Origin of the sequence: Pseudomonas sp. JUb42 (assembly GCF_024807945.1) — a bacterium.
In the GTDB taxonomy this organism is placed as follows: Bacteria; Pseudomonadota; Gammaproteobacteria; order Pseudomonadales; family Pseudomonadaceae; genus Aquipseudomonas.
Genome location: NZ_JANUFD010000015.1, coordinates 52579 through 73842 on the forward strand (window position 1 = coordinate 52579; position 21264 = coordinate 73842).

Genomic DNA, 21264 nt, shown 5'->3' on the forward strand with positions numbered 1-21264 from the left:
TGACCGAGCCCCGTCGTCAACTGGGGCGCACCCGCTGAATGCACCGAAGGCTGATCCGGCGAATAAGCAAACAGACATGTTCAACCTGCGGCAGGAAACTCATCTGCACTCACAACCCTGCCCAGTGCGGGCCAAGCCCGTAGGAAAGGCGCGGTTTTTGCGTTTCAGTGGTTAGTGACCCACACAACTAAGACGATAGATGCAAAACCATCCCGCAGATCGACACTGAACGAGGCGTACTGACGGCTGATGCGCCGTTAGTTGGTCTTTAATGCCCAATAGCCATCATCATGTTATCGTCACTACTTTTTAAGCGTAAGTGATCACACTAAGGAGCTCACGGATGGCGGCCTCAACTTATCTGGATCAGGTACAGCAACTCTATGTCGCGTACTTCGGCCGCCCCGCCGATCCGTTCGGACAGCGCTTCTGGGCACAAGTGATTGATGATGCCAATGGCAGCATTGCCTCCGTGATTGCGGGTTTTTCAGCCTCTGCAGAGTCGCTTGCCTTATATGGCAATTCGACTCCTGCACAAAAAGTGCTGGCGATCTACCAGAACGTATTCGGTCGCGCACCCGAGTCCGCAGGCCTGGCCTACTGGGTGGCGCAAATCGACTCGGGCAGCGTGTCTCAGGCCCAGGCGGCATGGACGATCCAGCAATCTGCCGGCCCCGGCGACGCCACTACTGTGAACAATCGGCTTATCGCCGCTAACGCGTTTACTGCACAAATCGACACACCTGCTGAAATGGCGGGTTACAACGGGTCGCCAGCCGCCGCCTTGGGGAGGGCTTATTTGAGCAAGGTCGACGCTACCTACGCGTCTATTGCCAACGTGGCAACGGATTCGGCCACCGCCGTGGCCACGGCTACCGGTAACGCGACCGTCGCGCCTGTCACCCCCGCTGCGCCGGTGTTTGGCGTCCTCAAAGATGCCAATAGCGTTGTTACGTTTACCAACCCAGGCACCCAGGTCAACATTACTGAGGCGGCAGGTGTCTACACCTTTACCAGCAGTGGCGGTATGGTCGGCACCGCAACGGTCTCCGGCGCTGTTGCCGCGTTTACTGCGCCGGTAACCACGACGCTGATAACCAGCAGTGCTACAGCATCGGGCAGAACCTTTGCCGGTAGCGGGAAGCTTGTACTGACTGATAACGGTTCTATGGCCGCTACAACCCTCAATGGCATTGATACGGCAACAGTTGGTTTGCTGGTCGCTACGGATGTAAGCCTTATCACGGGTACGGCTGCTGATATCGCAACGGTAGCCAGCGCCAGCGGTATCAGTACCAACGATACGTTTGCCGTGACAATCCTCGATTCGTTGACCGGCGCCAGCGGCGTTACCAGCCTTAACGTTATCGACAACAAGACCAGCACGGCCATTACGGCAACGCTTGCCGGCACGATGGAGCAACTGAAATTACTCAACACCAATGGGGTTGCTGACGCCAACGCTTATAGCCTGACCGTCTCGGACAGTTCGGCTGCCGCAAGCGATTTAGCCCTGCTGGATCAGAAGACTTCGGTCGCTGTTGTTGCAACGTCGATCACCAACATTACCGGTACATCCGCAGACGTTCTAAGTGTTGCCAATGCAGTAAGCATCACCAAAGCCGTCGGCTTCAATACCACGCTGTCCGGTGCATTCACTGTCTCCGATATCAACAGCCTGGGTGCGCTAAATCCCTCGGGCAGCATCACCTATAACATTGGGTCGCTGGGCGGCACGACTGACTTTACCGGCGTGACGCGGGGGCTGATCATCAACGGCGGCTCGGGGGTCGATAACATTATCGGCGGTTCGGGTAACGACACCTTGAATGGCGGGGCAGGCGATACCTTGTTCGGAGGGGCGGGCAATGACACCTTCAATGTAACGGCAGGTACCGTCACTATTAGCGATCTGTCGGGCAGTGATGTTGTGCGCGTGAGTGTCGGCGCTACGGCGATCGCTGACAACGTCACGAGTTTTACGGCCAGCTCAGCAACTACCAACTCAGGAACAGCGACGTTGAATGCAGTAACAACGGGCGCGACAATCGATCTGAGCAAGGCGACCGGTAGTAAGGGCTTCACGATTGTCGGTGGCGCCGGGGACGATATCATCACGGGTACGTCCAATAGCGACGTTATCATCAGTGGCGGTGGGGCGGACACCCTATCCGGTTTTTCTGGCGCCGACAGGTTCGTGATACCCACCAATGCCGCGGGCCCGATTACAGCGTCCTCAACGTACACAACGATCACTGACTTTAATAAACCGGGTGACGCTGACACCATCTCGTTTGGTGCCGGGTTGAAGTGGATGGGCGGCATGGGCGCTAATTATGCATCGTTTGCAGATTTGCTGGCGGACGTGAATGCTAACTCGGGGCCCGGCAAGATTTTCAACGCCGCAGGGGTTATCGAGGGTGTCGTGGGCAGTGATACCTTTTTACTGGTCGAATACGGCGTGACACCCGGTATTGATCAAGTGGTAAAACTCATAGGCCTCCCTCCCATAACTTTTACTAACACCATCGTGCCTTGAGTTGGATCCTCAATTGCGGCGGCCATTGTAGGGTCGGCAGGGCGACCTAAATAGGCGATATAGAGCTTTTGTACCTGATCCATTTAAGATGAAACGGCCATCTCTCGGCATCCTGAACGAGCCGTAAATTTGAAGGCAAACCCCGACTTCCAAGTTGAGCGACAGCACTGCGGGCAATGAACCTGTAGCGCTCAACTCAAACCCCGCCCTTGAGGAAGCGTCGCTGATGATCCGGAGTCGGCAACAGGCAAACATCGTATTTGCCAAACAGGCGATAACGGTTGAGTGCGATGCGGTCGTATGCCCAGTCTCGAAACCACCGCGGAAAAACACGCAGCAGTCGCAGCATTGGCCACGCTGCCGGTAACAGCGCTACCACTTCGAAGAACGCCTCTGATCGCACCCAGTAATGCCGGTCGCGAATGACCGCCATGGTATCGAAAGCATCCACCGGTAACCCTGCCCAGGCCAGCAAGGCTTGCCCTTCGGGTGACTGCACGCTGGCCAGGCGGATGCGATGATGACGGTCATGCCGGATCAGACATTTCGCCCAGCCGTTGCACAGTTTGCAGACCCCGTCGAACAGCACCACGGTTTCACCGGTTGCCAGCAGCGGCGCGGGGGTAGGGCGGATCAGAGAGGCGGGCATTGCAGGGTTCTCTGTGGGCGGCTATGTGAGGCATTGTAGGGCGCGGAGGCGTCGAGTTGCCAGTGACGGCCGGCGGCGATGGCTCATTGCACCTCAGCTGTTTCCTCGTCGACGTAGCGGGCGAATGAAATCAGAGAATGGTTGTCGCATTGTTGGCAACTGACGGAGTTGCGCAAGACGAGATCCCCAGCGCTTGCATCGGCTACACAAACGTCGGTATATCCGTCTGACCTTCCCCCCATCGATACGGAATCCCTCCATGTATCTGCGTTCAAGCCTGTTGTGCCTGTGCCTGTTCAGCGGTGTGAGCCAGGCCGCTGTTAACTGTTCTGCCTTGGCGGAAAAGATCTCGGGCACGGTGCCTGAGTTTCATCCGGCCTTGCAAGGCGAGGTGATTGGCACTGGGCGTGTGCATTTCCATTTAGCGCCGGATGACGCCTGTGCCAACAAGAAGATCTTCGTCGTTCCAGGTGATGCCGTCACCATTTACTCCATTCTTGAAGACCAGTCATGGCTGGAAGTGAACTTCGTCGCCAAGGATGGTGAGGACTATACCGGGTGGGTAAAGGCAGACCGGATCAAGAAGGGTGTGCCTTATGGGGCGCCGCCTGACGGGGAATGATGCGGCGGCGATAGAGCCTGAGGCTCCATCGCATGGCTACGGCGGGCATTCATCACGAGGCCGGCGCTTCAGTCGCCATTGTCCTCGGGCTTGAGGCCCATCGAGTATTCCTCAATATCCTCGCCATTGACCCATCCGGTGGCACAGTCGCCCGCGTAGTGCCCATCCTGTTCAAGCGTGCATGGGGTGCCGCTAACCGGGCGTTTCCATTCGATTTTCGCGTCGGCGCCCTCGCACAGTTCGTTACCTTTGCAGAGCTTCACGGTGCGGGTCGGCACAGCCATGACCAGTGCGCGCACCAGGACCCCTTCCTTGCGTTGCATACCTAGCAGGCAGAGCAACTGGTTCACGCCGACGTGTGCGACGGGTTTGCCCGCAGACGGCTTGAAGCTGTCTTCGAGCGTGACACCGTTGTCCGCGCCAACGGCGCCGAATGACATGTTCGATGTGCAGTCGTCACCGGCATCGATCGCCGTGCCATCGATGGTGCAGGCGGTATTGCCATGCGTGTCGTCGGCGCAGGCCACCACAGAAGCGGGTGACGATACCTGTAGCAGGGTCTGCAGGGCGTGCGCATTGCCTGGCGCGGCTGAAGCTGTTGACGTCATCAGTAGCAAAGCTGCGGCCAGCAGCCATCCAGAGGCGCTCGAGCTCAGAAATCCTGTGGGCGATGCGGCTTGGGCAAGTGAAAGCTTTTCGGACGCGCTGGTCTTGCGGGCGTTCTTGGTGAACGAGGGATAGATCCGGGCGATGAACTGTTGCGGTGTCGACATTACCTTGCTCCTTGGGTACGGCGATCAGCGGGCGTGCAGGCGGCCTGGCGGTGTAGTGTTGCCTTACCGCCACACACGTCCTGGATCAGCTGGTTGGTCGAATAAGCGAAGCTATTCCATGGCCTCAGCCACGCCTTGATCTTCACCGAGAAACCCGCCGCTCTGGTGATGCCACAGGCGCGCATAGATGCCGTTCCTGGCGAGCAATTCGCTGTGGGTGCCTTGTTCGATAATGCGTCCGTCATCCATGACGATAAGCCGGTCCATGGCCGCAATCGTGGACAGGCGATGGGCGATGGCAATCACTGTCTTGCCTTGCATCATTTCATCAAGGCTCTCCTGAATGGCCACTTCGACCTCTGAGTCCAGCGCGCTGGTGGCCTCGTCAAGCAGCAGGATCGGCGCGTTCTTGAGCATTACCCGGGCAATGGCGATACGCTGGCGCTGGCCGCCCGACAGCTTGATACCACGCTCACCTACCAGCGTGTCATAGCCGGTGTGGCCTTGCTTGTCGCTCAGTTGGCTGATGAACCGATCGGCCTGGGCATCGGCCGCTGCTTGATGAATTTGTTCGTCGGTTGCATCCGGGCGGCCATAGGCGATGTTGTCGCGAATGGAGCGGTGCAGCAGGGAAGTATCCTGAGTGACCATGCCGATGACACTGCGCAGGCTGTCCTGGGTGACGTGCGCGATGTTTTGCCCGTCGATGCGGATTTCGCCCTTGTCCACGTCATAGAAGCGCAGCAGCAGGTTGATGAGCGTGGATTTACCGGCGCCGGAGCGGCCCACCAAACCGATTTTTTCGCCTGGGCGGATGCTCAGGCTCAGGCTGTCGAGCACCTGGCGTTCGCCATTGTAATTGAAGCTCACATTGTCGAAGGTCACCGCGCCACCGTTGGTAAGCAGCACGCCAGCATCCGGCGCATCCTGCACCTTGGGGCCGCGTGTCAGCGTCTCCATGCCATCCTGGACCGTGCCGATGTTCTCGAACAGCGAGGTCATCTGCCACATGATCCAGTGCGACATGCCATTGATGCGCAACGCCATGGCGGTAATCGCCGCCACCGCACCCGTGCCGACTTCGCCCTGATGCCACAGCCACAGGGCATAACCGCCCGCACCCATGATCAAGGCCACCACCAGTGCCTGGTTGACGATCTCGAACTGGCTGACCAGGCGCATCTGGCGAAAGCCGGTGTGCTTGAAATCCTCCATGGCAGCGCGGGCAAAGTGCGCTTCACGCTTGGAGTGGGAGAACAGCTTCACCGTGGTGATATTGGTGTAGGCATCCGAGATACGCCCGGTCATCGATGACCGCGCATTGGCCTGTTCCTGCCCGACTTTGCCCAGTCGCGGCACGAAATACGCCATGGCCAGGCCAAACAGTGCTACCCAGGCAAGGAAAGGCAGCATCAGCTTCAAGTCGAAGCCGCCGGCCAGTGCAATGATCGCGATGAAGTACACCCCGATCCCGAGGGCGATCTCGATAATGGTAAACAGCACTTCGCGCACGGACAGCGCCGTCTGCATCACCTTGGTGGTGACCCGGCCGGAGAACTCATCGGAGAAGAACGAAAGGCTCTGGCGCAGCATGAGCCGATGGAAGTCCCAGCGCAGCCGCAGCGGCAGGTTAATCGCCAGTACCTGGTGCTGCACCATCGTACGCAACGCGACCAGCCCGATGCTGGTCAGCAATACGATGCCGATGCCCCACAGCACGCGACTTTCCTGCGCAGCGCCATCACCGCCGGCCTGCCAGGTCGATAGCAGGTCCACGACCTGCCCAAGAAAAGAAAACAGCCAGGCTTCGTAGATCGACACGCCGCCAGCGAGTAGCGCGAGGGCAAGCACGTAACCACGGGCGCCCCGCGTGCAGGCCCAGAGAAATCGCGCCAGACCGTCGGGCGGCGGCGGTACTTCGTCAGGCGGGAAGGGGTCGAGCCATTGTTCAAACTTGCCAAGCATAGTGATCTCCAAAACGATCCAGTGAGGAGATTCTGACATTTATAGATTGCTTGAAGGGTTTTTCAGGTAGTCAAGCTGCTGCTGTCACCCCTGTTCTTGAGCCTCCTTTTACTCAAATCGCGCAAGGCGTCACCTTTGCGAAACGGTCCAGGAGAGCCTGGGACGCTTTCGACCCGAAGCGAGCATGTGCGCTGCTCGCTGGCCTGGCAGTGCCTACCGCATCACCTGCGCCGTTGGGTTACCGAAAAAACCGGCCGATTGCGCGAAATCAACGAATCTTCTGTTCGCTAAAGACAGATATTCGTTGGCTCTCCAGCACAATCTAAAACTCATCACCTGTGCGGGTTTGAACGGTATCCCGACAATGCCTGACTCGCTTTGCTGCACAGAGCGCAGCAGCGTAGAAATACCCATGCCGTCGTAAGTTGCCTTGGAGACCAGCGAGACAAAGTTGCTTTGCAGCGCAATGCGATAGCTGACCCCTGCGGCTTCGCAAAACGAGTCCAATAAAAAACGCTGCAAAAACGATTGATCGAACACGACCATTTCTGCGTCCTGCAAGTGGTGTGGTTCCAGAAAAGGCTCGCCGGCCAACGCGTGATCCGGTGTCATGCACAGCACCATTTCATCGGTGCCCAACAGGACTGAATCCCAGGCACTGCCGACCCGTCGAGCCTCCAGCAGGGCGACGTCGATTTCGCGATTCTCCAGCAACCGGCCGATCTCATCGGCGCTCCCTTCAATCACGGTCATGGTGATGCCTGGGTATTCCTGACGAAAGCCGCCCAGCAACAGCGGAATATATTTGATGCCGAACATCGGCGGTACACCGAGCTTTATTTCGCCGCTGATCAGTTGCGACATGTCACGCAGTTCCTGCCGGGCCATGTCCAGTTCCAGCAGTGCTGTTTCAACTCGCCTGAGAAAGCACTGCCCTTCAGCCGTTACCGTGATTTGCCTGGCAGCACGGTTGAACAGTACGACCCCCAACTCTTCTTCAAGCCGGGTAACCGCCATGCTCAGAGCAGGCTGAGCGATGTGCAGGGTCTGTGCGGCCTTGGTGAAACTGCCTTGGCGTGCAATTTCGACGCAGCATTTCAACGCTTTCAGATTCATCGGCAATCGCCCTGGTGATCACTAACAACTCATCACAAATTGTGATGAAAATGATCATAACAATATATTTCACATATCTGACAAGCGTTTCTAGTATGGCGGCACAACATCAAATATCACCGGCGTTTGAGCGCACATGAACGGTCAGGACACAGCTCATATGAAGATTGCATTCGTTGGTCTGGGGCAGATGGGCCGGCCCATGGCGACCAATTTGCTGCGCGTTTGCCCGGGCCTGTTGGTGAGCACACCCAGTGGTCGGGGTTATCCAGAGCTTGAGGCGCTGGGCGCTGTACCTACTGATGATCGTCGGGCGTTGGCGAGCAGCGATATCGTCTTCCTGTCATTGCCGAACGAAGAGGTCGTCGAGGTCTTTTTATTCGGGGTCGAGGGTATCGCCCAATGGATGCGGCCCGGCAGCACCGTCGTCGACACCAGCACCATTGGTTACACGCAGACAATCGAGCTGACCGGGCGCCTGGCCGCCAGGGATATCCGCTTTATGGACGCGCCGGTTTCCGGGATGGAGGCGCGCGCGGTCGAGGGCACACTTACGGCCATGTGCGGCGGCAGTGAACAGGTATTCGATGACATTGCGCCTTACCTGCGATCCATGGCTTCAACGCTCTTGCATATGGGCACCAACGGCACCGGGCAACTGGCCAAGCTGATCAATCAACTGCTGTTTGATATCAATTGCGCTGCGCTCGCCGAGATTCTGCCGATGGCGGTAAAGCTCGGTCTTGATGCCGAAAAGGTTGCTGCGATTGTCAACAGCGGGACAGGGCGCAGTTACGCCTCGGAGTTTTTCCTGCCGCATATCCTCGCCGACCGGTTCGGCAACGGCTATCCCATGAAACACGCCTACAAGGACCTCGTCAGCGGTGCGCAACTGAGTACCGGGCTGTGTATTCCCCTGCCGATGCTGGCGGCCGCCACCGCAACCTACCAAACGGCGTTATTGCAAGGCCATGGCGACAGCGACAAGGGCGCAATGATCAAGGTCTATGAGCACCTGCTGGGCGTCAGCTTCCGCGCTCATCCTGCGCCGTAATTGGTTGCGCAGCTGCTTTTTGATAATCCGATTCAGTCATCAGAGCATTCATTGTGACCTCATCATTTGCGCAAAAAATACCGGCGACGCTGATCCCTGGGGACGGCATCGGGCCTGAAGTCGTCGAGGCAACAGTGCTGGCGCTGGACGCCTTGGGCAGCCCGTTCGACTGGGATATCCAACCGGCCGGGATGGCGGGCGTGGAGGCGCTGGGTGATCCGCTGCCTGCCATTACCATTGCCAGCATTCGCCAGCGCAAGCTGGCGCTGAAGGGGCCTTTGACAACGCCGGTTGGCGAGGGCTTTCGTTCATCCAATGTGCGGCTGCGCGAGACCTTCGAATTATTCGGCAATGTGCGCCCCGCCAAGACGCTTGTGCCGGGGCGTTATGAAGACATCGACCTGGTACTCATCCGGGAAAATCTCGCCGGCTTTTACGTCGCCAACGAATACTACATCCAGGTCGGCAACGATCCACGCGCGGTGGCTGTTGCCAGTGGCATGAATACCCGTGAAGGCAGCGAAAGAATCGCCCGCTTTGCCTTCGAGTACGCGCTCAAGAACGGTCGCAAGAAAATCACCGTCGTCCATAAAGCCAACATCCTCAAGGCGCTGACAGGGTTATTTCTGGAAGCGGCTCGCGATGTGGCAAAAGAGTACGAAGGACGGGTCGAGCTGGATGACATGATCGTCGATGCCTGCGCCATGCAACTGGTCCTCAACCCATGGCGCTTCGACATGCTGCTTTGCTCCAATCTGTTTGGCGACATCCTCTCTGACCAACTGGCGGGGCTGGTAGGAGGGCTAGGTATGGCGCCAGGTTCGAACTTCGGTACCGACACAGCGATATTCGAGGCCGTACATGGTTCTGCACCGGATATCGCGGGCAAGGGCATCGCCAACCCGATTTCCCTGATGCTCGCCGCAGCGATGATGCTCGCCGCAGCGATGATGCTGGCCCATGTCGGCCTGATCGAAAAGGCTGAGCGGCTGCGCAGCGCGATCGATCAGACACTCAATATCGACGGCGTTCGAACACGCGACCTCAAAGGCGCGGCATCCACCCTCGAATTCGCCAATGCCGTTTGTGCACGGCTACGAGCCTGATACCGGAGATGAACATGACTGACAGCCTATTTGATCCTGCCGCCACGGCGTCGATCCTTGCCGGAGCCTGGGCCAGTGGTGAGCTGATGACTGCGCTTCCCATCACGGCGAAACCCGAAACGCTGGAGCAGGGCTATGACGCCCAGGACGCGCTTTTCACCTTGGCAGGAGGCGCGCGCGCGGGCTGGAAGCTGGGGGTCGGCAGCCCTGCTGCCATGCGCAACGGCAATCTGTCGCGGCCGCTGATTGGTCAGTTGCAGCGATCGCGTCTCCACGGCAGCGGGATTCACCTGAACCTGCCTGCTGATTCGCCGGTGACCATCGAGTGCGAGATCGCGTTCGTGCTCGACCGCGACCTGCCACCGTTGGCAGGGAGAACGCTCGATCCGCTAGACATACGCAGCACCTGCGTAACCTTTGAGCTGGTGCGTTCGCGTTTTGTTGACCGAAAAGTCGTGGGCTGGCCGAGCTTCGCGGCAGACAATGTCGGCTTCGAAGCCCTCGTGGTCGGCCAGTCGATTTGCGAAGGTCTTGACCTGGAGGCGCTGCATGAGTTGGCGCGCACGGCGGTTGTGTCCCTCAATGGCAGCCCCAAGGCCAAGGGGTTGTCGGGTGACGCGGCGACCGATCCCCTGGCTTCACTCGCTGCCCTTTACAGTCACGCCGCCGAGCGTGGCGTGACACTTCGCGCTGGCGACATTGTTTCCACGGGAGCGATGTGCGCGCCGTTCGATATCCAGGGTACAGGTCATGTCTTGTCCGTCACTTATTTCGGCAAGACCTTGACCTTCTCCATTTGAAATTCGCGCCTGGTGTGAATGCACGACGGGTCTGAACTAAAGCGCGGTATCTGCCGGACAACAATTGCCGGCGGGTTCACGCGCTGTGACCCGCATCGAGCCAACGAGTGTTTGAAGAGGTCGATAAACAATACAAGCTGCCTCAGTCGAGGCGGGGCTCACACATACTCGTCCCCTACGTCGCAATACGAGGGGAGAGCAGGTCTGTCAGGCCTATCGAATGAAACATCTCGCGACGCACCCGGTCTGCCACGGCGTTGACCACTTCGGCGCCGTCTTCGGAGGGGTCCACATGCACGCGAAACGGACGCTTGCCGAATGGCAGCCCCACCACGCGGACGATTTGACGGGCAACTTCTTCGGGGTCGGCGTCGGCAGGTTCCAGGCTGGCAAGCCCTTTGAGCGCCTGATCGGCAACACCGGCATAAGGGCCGCTTTCATATTCGGCGGCGACGTCGGCATTAGCGGGCTTGCCTGAATGCGCGAAGTGGTTCGTCCCCTTGGTAAAGGCACCCGGCACCATGATGGTGGTTTCGATCCCCCAACGCGCCAGTTCCGCCGAATACGAAACCGCCAACGCGTCCATGGCCGCTTTTGCCGCGAAGTACGGCGCGAGGAAGGGCGGGGTGCCGCCGCGAGTCGAGGACGACCCGACCCAGACCAACAGGCCCCTGGCCTGCTTGCGCAGGAACGGCAGTGCAGCCCGGTTGACCCGCTGCGCACCCAGTACATTGACGTCGTACTGCTGAATGAATTGTTCAGGGCTGAAAGCTTCGGCGGGCCCAAAGACCATGTGCCCGGCATTGTGCACAATGACGTCCAGGCCGCCTGCATCGGCAAGTATGTACTCAATGGCTGTCGCTACGGACCGCTCGGACTGCACGTCGAGCTCGACGGTGCGCAGGTCCGCGCTCTGGTCCGTGGACCATTGCGCGACTTCGGCGACCCGCGGTGCGTTACGCCCCTCGGTCTCGCGCATGGAGGCATAGACCGTGTGGCCGGCGGCGGCCAGTGCCTTGGCCGTCATGAGGCCAAAGCCGGATGAGGCGCCGGTAACCAAAATGATGTGAGGCATGGGAATTCTCCTGAGGGCTAAAGCCGGGGTTCAAAGGGCGGGCTGATTGATTGGGGGCGTTGCTGATGCGGACGCGAGTTCGCGATAGAGCGTCTTGCCCGCGTCAAGGTGGCGCTGGAAGTCGAAGCCCTTGGCCAACATGTCGTCCATGTCTTGGGTCGTGATATGCATGACATAACCATGGTCATTGGCCACCAGCTTGAACGCCTGTTCGCCGAGCTGATCCTGGTTAAACCACTTGCCGGGATCCGCGTGACCGCTGGCGTGAGTGCGGCCTCGATATTCCAGGTCCCAGCCGCCATCGAGCAGCACCCAATATCCGCTGCTATCGCCTGGGTGTTGGCTGCTGACAATGACCTGACCAGCTTGGACTTCCCACTCACGTGAGTGCTGGATAACCCAGTGCAATTGCGTGCTGTCCAGGCCGGTGAAGAACGGTGTCTGGCGCAGCAGATACGCATAGGTAATCGAGGGTTTCATGGTCTGGGTGCCTTGTGGTGCTGGCCCGTCTGGAGCGGATATCGGTTGCAGGATCCTTGAACAGGCGGTGGCTGCGATGAACAGGGTCATGGCGACAAAGACGCTGAGCAGGAGGCGGTTGGACATGACAGGGTCTCGAGTGGGTATGGCCTCAAGGCCTCTGGATATCCAGAAGCCTTGAACATGAAGTTGCCGCGCAACCAAGCCGTGAATGGCTTATGTATTGCGGCTCCCAGAGCTGTCAGGCGATGCCGCCGTTCGCGCGCAGGACCTGGCCGTTGACCCAGCCCCCCGAGCTGCTGGCGAGGAATGCCACGACCCCGGCAATGTCCTCGGGTTGGCCCAGGCGCTCCAGTGGCGGCATTTTGGTGAAGGTCTGGATTTGCTCCTCGGTCTTGCCGGTGAGGAAAAGATCGGTCGCGACCGGACCCGGTGCCACCGCATTCACGGTAATGCCGCGACCTCGCAATTCCTTGGCAAACACGCGGGTGAACGCCTCGACAGCGGCCTTGGTGCCGTTATAGATGGCATAGCCGGGCAGGTTCAGCGCCAGCGTGGTGCTCGACAGGTTGATGATGCGGCCGCCGTCGTTCAGGCGGGTGGCGGCTTCGCGCAGGGTGTTGAACACGCCCTGGGTATTAATCGCAAAGTTCTGTGCGAACAGTTCGTCACTGGTCTGGGCCAGGGGCGCGGTCTTGAGAATTCCGGCGTTGTTGACCAGTACATCGATCTTGCCGAGCTTCTGCTCGACGGTGCTGAACAGGCTACGGACGTCTTCGGCACTGGATACGTCGGCCTTGACCGCGATGGCCGATGCACCCGCTTGCGTCAGTTCGGCTACCAGGGCATCTGCTTCAGCTGTGTTGGACGCGTAGTTGATCGCGACAGCAAAACCGTCATGCGCCAGACGCCGAGCGATTGCCGCGCCGATGCCGCGTGATGCGCCAGTGATCAGTGCAACTGGGGAAGTAGTGGAAGTCATCGTTAAGTTCTCTCGTTGCGTGATTAAGTGAAGCCATCCTGATCTATTTTTTTGTATTAATAATCAGGCTAATATTGCTAATACAATTCCACTTTCTTTAACAATCGGTGATCAATGGACCGTTTTCAGGAGATGCAGGTTTTTGTCCGTGTCGCGGATCGACGCAGCTTTTCCCTGGCTGCCGAGGATCTGCAGATCCCTCGTGCGACGGTCACCAATCTGATCAAGCGGCTGGAGAGTCGCATCAGCGCTCGCCTGTTGGAGCGCACCACTCGGCAAGTCCGGCTGACGCACGAAGGGGAGGCCTATTACCACCGATGCGTACGGCTGTTGGCGGACCTGGAGGAAACTGAGAATTCGTTTCGCAACGCCAACCCAAAAGGGCTATTGCGGGCCAATCTGCAAGGCACGTTGGCCAGGCATTTTGTAATGCCTGCTCTGGGGGATTTTCTGACTCAGTACCCGGACATCACATTGCAGGTCAGCGAGGACGACCGTCTTATCGATCTGGTTCGCGAAGGGGTGGACTGCGTGCTGCGCGCAGGTACGCTGCAAGACTCCAGCCTGATCGGCAGGCAGGTCGCACGGATGGAACAGGTGACCGTCGCCAGCCCTGAATATTTGCAGCGCCACGGCGTTCCCGCAACGCTGGCTGACCTGCAGAGTCATTTCGCTGTGGACTATGTGTCGAGTGCGACGGGGCGCCCGGCGAGTCTCGACTTCTGTGTGGGTGATGAGGTTGTCGAGTATCACCTGAAGGCCCGGATATCGGTCACGGGGGCAGATCTGTATACCGGCGCGGCGGTGTCAGGGCTGGGGCTGGTCCAGGTGCCCAAATACCGCATCGCTCAGGAACTGGCCGAAGGGCGGCTGATTATCGTTCTGATGCAAGCCCCGCCGCCGCCTATGCCGGTCTCCGTTTTATACCCGCAAAATCGCCAGCTCTCGGCTCGGGTCCGGGTATTTACCCAGTGGCTGGCGCTGCGCTTTAAAGCATGAATGACAGCTGTCGGCAGTGGTGATTACGGGTGTTTTGGGTCGAGTTGTATCTGTCATCGTGGACTGTAATCGACCCGAATCTGCCATTCGCGCTAGACAGCCGCCGGCCAAAAGCGAACGGTCCCGCGGCAGAGTTGCACTCGCCACCGATCTTCAGCCAGATCCGCCTATCATTGGCGCCGGTCGGCACTGCCGACCGCTAGCTCCCCTTTAATTGAACAAGGTCGGGCGATATTTACGCGATGTGCGGCACCCTGGATTCTCCGGCCAACGGCTCCAGCGCAATCATCGGCCTCCTGGTCATGCTCAGGATCACCACAGCGCCAGTGACGAGCAGTCCACCTGCAATGGCAAACGCCCAGTTATAGCTTCCTGTGGCAGTGATGACGTACCCCGTCACAATCGGCGCCAGCATGCCGAAGATGTTCCCGCCCACCACCACAAAGGCCATGGCGCGGCCCACGTCCCCCGAGCTTGGAAGCAGGTCGTTGAGCAGCGAGAAGTTGAGCGATGTGGTCGACGCGATACCTGCCAGAGTCAGAGAGAAAATCAGCACCAGCACTGCGATATCCTCAGCGAAGGGAATCAGCAGAATGCAGCTTGCAACCAGCATGGTCAGCGCGATGACGTTGCGACGTTTACCCGAGGCAGCACCGCTGCCGTTCTTCAGGTACTGGTCACTCAGCTTGCCGATCACGATGCACAGCACCACGGCGGCGGCGTAAGGAATGGCAGTGAACAGGCCGCTCTTGGCAATGGTCAGGTGTCGTACTTCCTGCAGGTAACTTGGCAGCCAGGTCAGGAACAAATACTGGGTGTAGACGTTGCAACCTTGAGCGATGGCCAAGCCCCAGAGCGTTGGCGTCTTCAGCAGTTTTTTAAGGCCATGGGCCGTCGTATCAGTGCTGCCAGTCGAGTTGATGGTACGCGTGGCAACAATGTGTTCGCGTTCTTCTTTCGCCAGCCACTTCACCTGCTCAGGCTTGTCGTAGAAGAAATACCATGCCATCAGCCAAACAAACCCGATGGCGCCAGCGATCACGAACGACATACGCCAGCCGAACGCAGCAACCAGTGCGGCGAGCACCACGGAACAGATCGCTGGGCCCGCATATGAGCCGCTGTTGAAGATGGCAGTGATCGTGCCGCGCTCCGTGCCTGGAATCCACTCGCGGATAACCTTGGCACCCACCGGGTTGCTGACCGATTCACCAGCGCCCATGACTAGCCGTGCGGTCAGTAAGCTGGCGAAGCTTGCGGCGGCGCCTGTAAGCGCTGTCGCCAGAGACCAAATGAATATCCCCAGGCCACCGACCCGTTTGACGCCGTACTTGTCGATCAGCAGCCCCACCGGAATGAGAAAGAGCGCGTAGCTCCAGATGAACGATGAAAACAGGTAGCCCATTCCGACCGACGTGAGGTGGAACTCTTCTGCGATGGGTTTGGCGGCAATGGAAAGCGCGATGCGATCCATGTAGTTGATCATGGCCAAGGAGAATAGGAAGACGGCTATCCAGCCTCTACGGTATGACATGTGTTCACCATTATTTTGATTGTGGTGTGCTTTATCGAGTCGCTGGCGGTTGGGGGTGTTCAGGCGGACACAGATGCCAGAGCTCGGTTTTGTGTTGTGGATCAAAAATGAGCTTTGTGATGATATAAGTCAATCTGTGTTTTCTGGAAAGCATTTGAAGCCGACGACTAACTTGAGCGTCGGTACCGGATCGACGGGCAGGAAATGGCGCACGCGATCTGCACAGATCGCGTGGCGGCTTCAGGGGAAGGTCGTGAGGGGTTATTCGAAGAGCGCGGGGTCGACTTTGTGCCGTCTGGCCTGTTCCAGATGGCGGCGCATTTGATCAGCGGCTGCCAATCGGTCTCCTCGCTCCAGGCATTCAAGAATCGCCAGGTGTTCTTCAGCCTGGCCTTTACGGGGTGTACGCGCGCTCGCCTGTCGGTATTCAACGAGACGGCGCAGTTGGTCGAGGCGACGTACGGTCTGCTGCAGGAAGCGGTTGCCTGAGCACGCCGCCAGCGTCTCGTGGAACCGGGAGTTGGCCTCGAACAGTTCCTGCGGCGTCATGGTCAGATACCCGCCATTGGCAATGAACTCCTGCTGCCGACGACAGGCCGCCAGGGTCTCGCGATCAATCTGGAATGTGGGTGACAGAAGACCGGAGGGCTCAATGGTGGCGCGGAACGAATAGCTTTCTTCATATGCTTCAACAGAGTCGATCATCGGTAACAGGCGCCACCCTTGACCCGCGCGCTGTTCAACCCAGCCTTCTTGCTGGATCCGCGAGAGTACGGCTCGCAGAGCTGCTCTGGAGACATCGAACTGACGCATGAACTCGATCTCGGTAAACAGCTCTGGAAGCTGTCTGCTGAGGCGCAGCTCGGCAAATTTCAGGTAGAGAGGATCGTCGCTGTTCTCCATGACCTCAGAGACGAGATCACCCAGGTCATCGCTCGCGCGGGCCAGGAAGAAGCCTCTGTTGCGGTCGTAGGTCAACATGCCTTTTTCGACCAGATGTCCCATGGCGAACTTGACCGGCGTGCGCGACACATTGAGCGTCGTAGCCAGCTGAGACTCGACCAGGTGATGACCAATAGCGAAGCGTTCACGACGTACGTGGGAGACGATGTCACGCGCAATGCGTGCTTGCAGTGGGCTTAGAGGCATTGGATCGGGAACCAGAAAGAGCTGAACCAGAGGCCTGCCATTCTAGCGCGTCATTATATGCAGCGGCAGAGACCATTTTGCTGATCCCCGCCGATGTGTTTTGAGCACGCAATACCTGCTTAGCGAACCTGATAGAACGGGAAAGCGCCGAACAGTACGCCCCCCACGAACAATCCGAAGCTTGCGAGAATGGCCCATTTCAGCGCGAATCGCTGGTGATCGCCCAGGTCGACCTTGGCCAAGGCAACCAGCAGATAGAGCGAGGGCACGAGGGGGCTCAACAGGTGTACCGGTTGGCCAACGACGGACGCGCGAGCAATCTCCAATGGCGTAATGCCGTACTGCGCCGCGGTTTGAGCTATCACCGGCAGGATGCCGAAGTAAAACGCGTCGTTCGACATGAAAAAAGTAAACGGCAGGCTGACTACAGCGGTGAAAACTGCAAGGAATGGCCCGAAGCTCGGTGGAATCACGTGCAGCAGGCTCTTGGCCATTGAGTCCACCATGCCGGTGCCCGACAGGATTCCAGTGAAGATACCTGCAGCGAAGATGACTGCCGTTACCGCCAGTACGTTGGCTGCATGAGCCGCAATTCGGGCTTTCTGATCCTCGATTTTTGGATAGTTGAGCATGATCGCGATGGCAAAGCCGACCATGAACAGTATCTGGATCGGCATAGCGCCGAGGATCAAGCAAGTGATCAAGGCCAGCGTCAGGATCAGGTTCGGCCAGAACATCTGCGGACGGCGGTTACCGTCACACTCTTCAGCAGAACCGTTCCCGAGTGCCATCGATCCGTTGTGGAAATCATCCAGGTGAATGATGCCAAGACGCGCGCGTTCCTTTCGCCCCAGGATCACGGCGGTAAACACCAGGCAGGCAGCACCGATCAGCATTCCAGGGATCATCGGTACGAAGATGTCCATGGCATCAACATGCAGAGCAGCCGCTGCGCGTGCGGTAGGGCCGCCCCATGGAGAGATGTTCATGATGCCGCTGGCGATGTTGACCAGGCACGTCATACCCAGAACGCTCATACCCAGGCGCTGATACAGCGGCAGAAAGGCTGCACACGCAATCATGTAGGTGGTTGAGCTGTCACCGTCCAGCGACACCAGCATAGTCAGTACGGCTGTGCCGACCAGAACCTTCAACGGGTCGCCTTTCACGAGCTTCAGAATGAAGCGCACCAGCCCATCGAAAAGCCCTGCGTCAATCATGATCCCGAAGTACAGGATCGAGAAGGTCAGCATGACGCCGGTTGGGGCCAGCGTTTTCACGCCGTCGAGCATCATCCCGCCCAAACCGGCGTAGTGCCCACCCATCAGGGCGAACAGGATGGGGATCAGGATCAGAGCGATCAACGCCGAAAGGCGTTTGGTCATGATCAGGTACATGAAACAGATGACCATCGAAAAGCCGAGGATTGTCAGCACGGTCGAACTCCCTTTTTTCTTGAATTTGTGGGGGGCTATCAGCCAGGCAGCTGCAAGGTAGCCGGCGTGATTCAGGTCGAGACAGGCTCGAGGGGGGAGGGAGGTCGAACGGATTCAGAGTGCGAGAGCTGGGTCATGGTGGGCCTCAATTTTCTTATGTTTATTTTTCTACCGTACCTGACTGGCGCCGTGCCGCTGTCGCGACTGTGCACAGTAGAACTCAAGGGTTGGGTACGTCCGATCGCATTGGTTGAACGAATCGGATGAATCAACATTGACCTATATCATTACAAAGTACAATATCGCCCTCACAAAAACATTGCCTGTATAGCCTGTGAGGATTAGCCAATGCCTGAGTCAAAGGGTCAAACCGTTTGCGCAAACGGAATCGAGTACCGTGTCAGCGACATTCGTGGGGTCGTGACTGATCTGGGCGGTAATTACGCAAAGCTGCCCTACAGCTTGCGAATCCTTGCCGAGAACGTTTTGCGGGGTGAGGCTGACCCTGAAGCCGCGCTCAAAGTCATCTGCGCCCGCTCCAAAGAGTTCGATATTCCTTTCCGGCCAGCCCGTGTCGTCCTGCAGGATCTGCTGGGTACGCCTGCGTTGGTTGATCTCGCCGGGCTGCGTGATGCTGTTGCCGAGAAAGGTGGCAACCCACGCTTGGTCAACCCGGTCACCCCGACTCACCTGGTAGTGGACCACTCACTCAACGTTGAGCGATGGGGCGATGCCAGTGCGCTCGCCGATAACGAAGCCATTGAGCGTGAGCGCAACGCCGAACGTTTCCAGTTCCTGGACTGGTGCAACAAAGCATTCAGCAACCTGTCGATCATTCCTTCGGGCAAAGGCATCCTTCACCAGATCAACCTGGAACGCCTGACAACGGTTGTGGGTACTCAGCGCCGTGACGGCGAGCTATGGGCATTCCCGGATACGTTGGTCGGTACCGATAGCCACACCACCATGATCAATGCCATTGGCGTACTGGGCTGGGGTGTGGGGGGTATTGAAGCTGAAGCGGCAATGCTGGGTAAATCGCTGATGCTGCGTCTGCCGGAGATTGTCGGTGTGCGTCTGGAAGGCACGCTGCCGCAGGGCTACCTGGCAACCGATATTGCGCTGGCTCTGACCGAGCAGTTGCGCAAGGCGGGCGTGATCGGTTCGTTTCTGGAGTTCTTCGGCCCAGGCGTGGCACAACTGTCGCTGGCCGACCGTGGCACGTTGTCCAACATGGCGCCTGAGTTCGGCGCCACTGCAGCGATGTTCGCGATTGATGATCGCACTCTGCACTACCTGCGCATGACTGGGCGTGGTGGCCAGATTTCCGGCCTGACGGAGGCCTATGCCCGGGCTCAAGGCTTGTGGCATGACAGCCTTGGTGATGCTGAGTACAACCGCGTCGTAACGCTGGATCTCAGCTCTGTGGCCCGCTCGATTGCCGGGCCTAAGCAACCCCATCAACGAATTGTATTGGGTCAAAAAGCACCCGCCACCAATCTCCCGGTTGGCTTGGACAACGGCTCGATAGTGCTCGCGGCTATCACCAGCTGCACCAATACCTCCAATCCACGCGGCGTGATCGCCGCTGGCCTGGTTGCGCGAAACGCCCGCAAACGTGGCATGAAGCGTGCTCCTTGGGTCAAGACGTCCTTTGCGCCTGGCTCGATGGTTGTCTCTGATTACCTTGAGCGTTCCGGGCTCAACGAAGATCTCGACGCCTTAGGCTTCAACCTGGTCGGCTACGGCTGCACCACCTGTAACGGTATGTCCGGGCCACTGCTCAGCCCTGAGATCGAAGAAGATATCCGCACCCGCAAGCTGGAAACCGTGGCTGCGACCTCGGGTAACCGTAACTTCGAAGGTCGGGTTCACCCATTGGCTCGCGAAGTATTCATCATGTCGCCGCCACTGATCGTTGCCTACGCAATTGCTGGCACCTACCTGATCGATCCGGAGAAAGATGCGCTGGGCCTGGATGAGAATGGTGTACCCGTTTACCTGCACGAGCTGTGGCCAAGTGACGAAGAGCTGACTCGAATCGAAGCCGACAATCTCACCGCAGATCTGTTCGACAAGGCCTACGAAGATATCCCTCGTGAAGCCGGTTTGATTGCCAGCGACTTGCGTGCAGGCGTCAGCGACCAATATGCCTGGCAGGCTAGCAGCACCTACATCCGTAAGCCTCCGTACTGGAGCGACGCGGTCACGGCTACTGATACCCGCAAAGATCTCAGCAACATGCGCGTGCTGGCCATGCTCTCGGACAACATCACCACCGACCATATCTCCCCATCGGGTGCGATCCTGCCTGAAAGTGATGCGGGTCAATATCTGCAGTCCCACGGTATCGCTGTTGCTGAGTTCAACTCCTACGGCACTCGTCGTGGTAACCACGAGGCGGCACAGCGTGCGACCTTCGCCAGCCCACGTCTGAAGAACGAGCTGCTCGAAGATGGTCGCGAAGGCCCATGGACTCTGCTGTTGCCCGAGAAAGAAGTCACCACGATCTTCCAGGCCGCTGAGCTCTACGCGGATCGCAAGCAGTCGCTGATCGTCGTTGCCGGTAAGGAATACGGAAGCGGTTCCTCCCGCGACTGGGCAGCCAAGGGCCCGCGCCTGCTGGGCGTCCGTGTCGTGGTCGCGGAAAGCTTCGAGCGTATCCATCGTACCAACCTGGCTGGCCTGGGCATTCTTCCCCTGCAGTTTGAGGCAGGTGTATCGCGCCAAAGCCTTGGGTTGAACGGTCGCGAAATGTTCAGCGTCGAGGGCATTGGTGACGACTTCCAGCCAGGCGCCAAAGTCACTCTGGTGATCGAGCGCGAAAATGGTGACACCGAGCGAGTCACGGTGGTGAGCCGCCTGGATACCTTCGAGGACGTTCGCTACTTCCGCAGCGGTGGGCTGCTGCCCCAGCTGCTGATCGAAAGCATGAAAAGCGCATCCGCCAACTGATGCAGCGCCGATTTGTCGCAGGAGATATCA

General features: G+C 58.5%; 17 protein-coding genes. 7 read left to right on the forward strand and 10 right to left on the reverse strand.

The window, feature by feature from the left end; genetic code table 11:
• Positions 1–343 precede the first annotated feature (343 nt).
• On the forward strand, positions 344–2539 hold the full coding sequence (locus M2401_RS25950) for an S-layer family protein (protein WP_259107636.1): 2196 nt from the start codon (positions 344–346) through the stop codon (positions 2537–2539).
• A 196-nt stretch (positions 2540–2735) separates the two neighbouring features.
• Here the strand turns inward: M2401_RS25950 and M2401_RS25955 are convergent, their stop codons facing one another.
• Positions 2736–3188, reverse strand: a complete 453-nt coding sequence (locus M2401_RS25955; RefSeq protein ID WP_259107639.1) for a thiol-disulfide oxidoreductase DCC family protein — start codon at positions 3186–3188, stop codon at positions 2736–2738.
• Positions 3189–3447: 259 nt separating this feature from the next.
• Here M2401_RS25955 and M2401_RS25960 point away from each other — a divergent pair, with 259 nt between their 5' ends.
• Positions 3448–3810, forward strand: coding sequence for a hypothetical protein (locus tag M2401_RS25960; protein ID WP_259107641.1), 363 nt, complete (start codon positions 3448–3450; stop codon positions 3808–3810).
• 68 nt (positions 3811–3878) lie between these two features.
• On the opposite strand, the gene M2401_RS25965 is transcribed toward M2401_RS25960, so the two are convergent.
• The 3 genes from M2401_RS25965 to M2401_RS25975 form a co-directional block, all read right to left on the reverse strand.
• Complete coding sequence (locus M2401_RS25965) at positions 3879–4583, reverse strand: hypothetical protein (protein WP_259107644.1); 705 nt, start codon at positions 4581–4583, stop codon at positions 3879–3881.
• Between the two features lie 111 nt (positions 4584–4694).
• Positions 4695–6548 carry an ABC transporter ATP-binding protein gene (locus tag M2401_RS25970; RefSeq protein WP_259107647.1) on the reverse strand — a complete coding sequence of 618 codons (1854 nt, stop codon included), beginning with the start codon at positions 6546–6548 and terminating at the stop codon, positions 4695–4697.
• A 213-nt stretch (positions 6549–6761) separates the two neighbouring features.
• On the reverse strand, positions 6762–7664 hold the full coding sequence (locus M2401_RS25975; RefSeq protein WP_259107650.1) for a LysR family transcriptional regulator: 903 nt from the start codon (positions 7662–7664) through the stop codon (positions 6762–6764).
• A 160-nt stretch (positions 7665–7824) separates the two neighbouring features.
• Here M2401_RS25975 and M2401_RS25980 point away from each other — a divergent pair, with 160 nt between their 5' ends.
• From M2401_RS25980 to M2401_RS25990, 3 genes are read left to right on the forward strand one after another with little or no spacing between them, the layout of a single operon-like run.
• A complete protein-coding gene (locus tag M2401_RS25980; RefSeq protein WP_259107651.1) occupies positions 7825–8718 on the forward strand; it encodes an NAD(P)-dependent oxidoreductase in 894 nt (297 codons plus the stop codon).
• Between the two features lie 53 nt (positions 8719–8771).
• Positions 8772–9824 (forward strand): isocitrate/isopropylmalate dehydrogenase family protein, encoded by a 1053-nt coding sequence (locus M2401_RS25985; RefSeq protein ID WP_259107654.1) that lies wholly within the window; start codon positions 8772–8774, stop codon positions 9822–9824.
• Positions 9825–9838: 14 nt separating this feature from the next.
• Positions 9839–10624 (forward strand): 2-keto-4-pentenoate hydratase, encoded by a 786-nt coding sequence (locus M2401_RS25990; RefSeq protein ID WP_259107656.1) that lies wholly within the window; start codon positions 9839–9841, stop codon positions 10622–10624.
• A gap of 175 nt (positions 10625–10799) precedes the next feature.
• Here the strand turns inward: M2401_RS25990 and M2401_RS25995 are convergent, their stop codons facing one another.
• The 3 genes from M2401_RS25995 to M2401_RS26005 form a co-directional block, all read right to left on the reverse strand.
• Positions 10800–11699: an SDR family oxidoreductase gene (locus tag M2401_RS25995; RefSeq protein WP_259107658.1), complete on the reverse strand. Its 900-nt coding sequence runs from the start codon at positions 11697–11699 to the stop codon at positions 10800–10802.
• Positions 11700–11729: 30 nt separating this feature from the next.
• Positions 11730–12305 carry a hypothetical protein gene (locus tag M2401_RS26000; protein WP_259107661.1) on the reverse strand — a complete coding sequence of 192 codons (576 nt, stop codon included), beginning with the start codon at positions 12303–12305 and terminating at the stop codon, positions 11730–11732.
• A 115-nt stretch (positions 12306–12420) separates the two neighbouring features.
• Entirely contained in the window at positions 12421–13161 is a 741-nt protein-coding gene (locus M2401_RS26005; RefSeq protein WP_259107663.1) for an SDR family oxidoreductase, read from the reverse strand.
• 114 nt (positions 13162–13275) lie between these two features.
• On the opposite strand from M2401_RS26005, the gene M2401_RS26010 reads away from it, so the two are divergent.
• A complete protein-coding gene (locus M2401_RS26010; RefSeq protein ID WP_259107666.1) occupies positions 13276–14160 on the forward strand; it encodes a LysR family transcriptional regulator in 885 nt (294 codons plus the stop codon).
• A 235-nt stretch (positions 14161–14395) separates the two neighbouring features.
• Here M2401_RS26010 and M2401_RS26015 read toward each other — a convergent pair whose 3' ends face one another.
• The 3 genes from M2401_RS26015 to M2401_RS26025 all read right to left on the reverse strand — a co-directional run bounded on the left by M2401_RS26015 (position 14396) and on the right by M2401_RS26025 (position 18318).
• Positions 14396–15694, reverse strand: coding sequence for an MFS transporter (locus tag M2401_RS26015; protein ID WP_259107668.1), 1299 nt, complete (start codon positions 15692–15694; stop codon positions 14396–14398).
• Between the two features lie 261 nt (positions 15695–15955).
• Entirely contained in the window at positions 15956–16843 is an 888-nt protein-coding gene (locus tag M2401_RS26020; protein WP_259107670.1) for a GntR family transcriptional regulator, read from the reverse strand.
• Positions 16844–16962: 119 nt separating this feature from the next.
• Positions 16963–18318 carry a CitMHS family transporter gene (locus tag M2401_RS26025; protein WP_259108035.1) on the reverse strand — a complete coding sequence of 452 codons (1356 nt, stop codon included), beginning with the start codon at positions 18316–18318 and terminating at the stop codon, positions 16963–16965.
• Positions 18319–18627: 309 nt separating this feature from the next.
• Between M2401_RS26025 and M2401_RS26030 the strand changes: the two genes are divergently transcribed.
• On the forward strand, positions 18628–21234 hold the full coding sequence (locus M2401_RS26030) for an aconitate hydratase (RefSeq protein WP_259107673.1): 2607 nt from the start codon (positions 18628–18630) through the stop codon (positions 21232–21234).
• Positions 21235–21264: the final 30 nt, after the last annotated feature.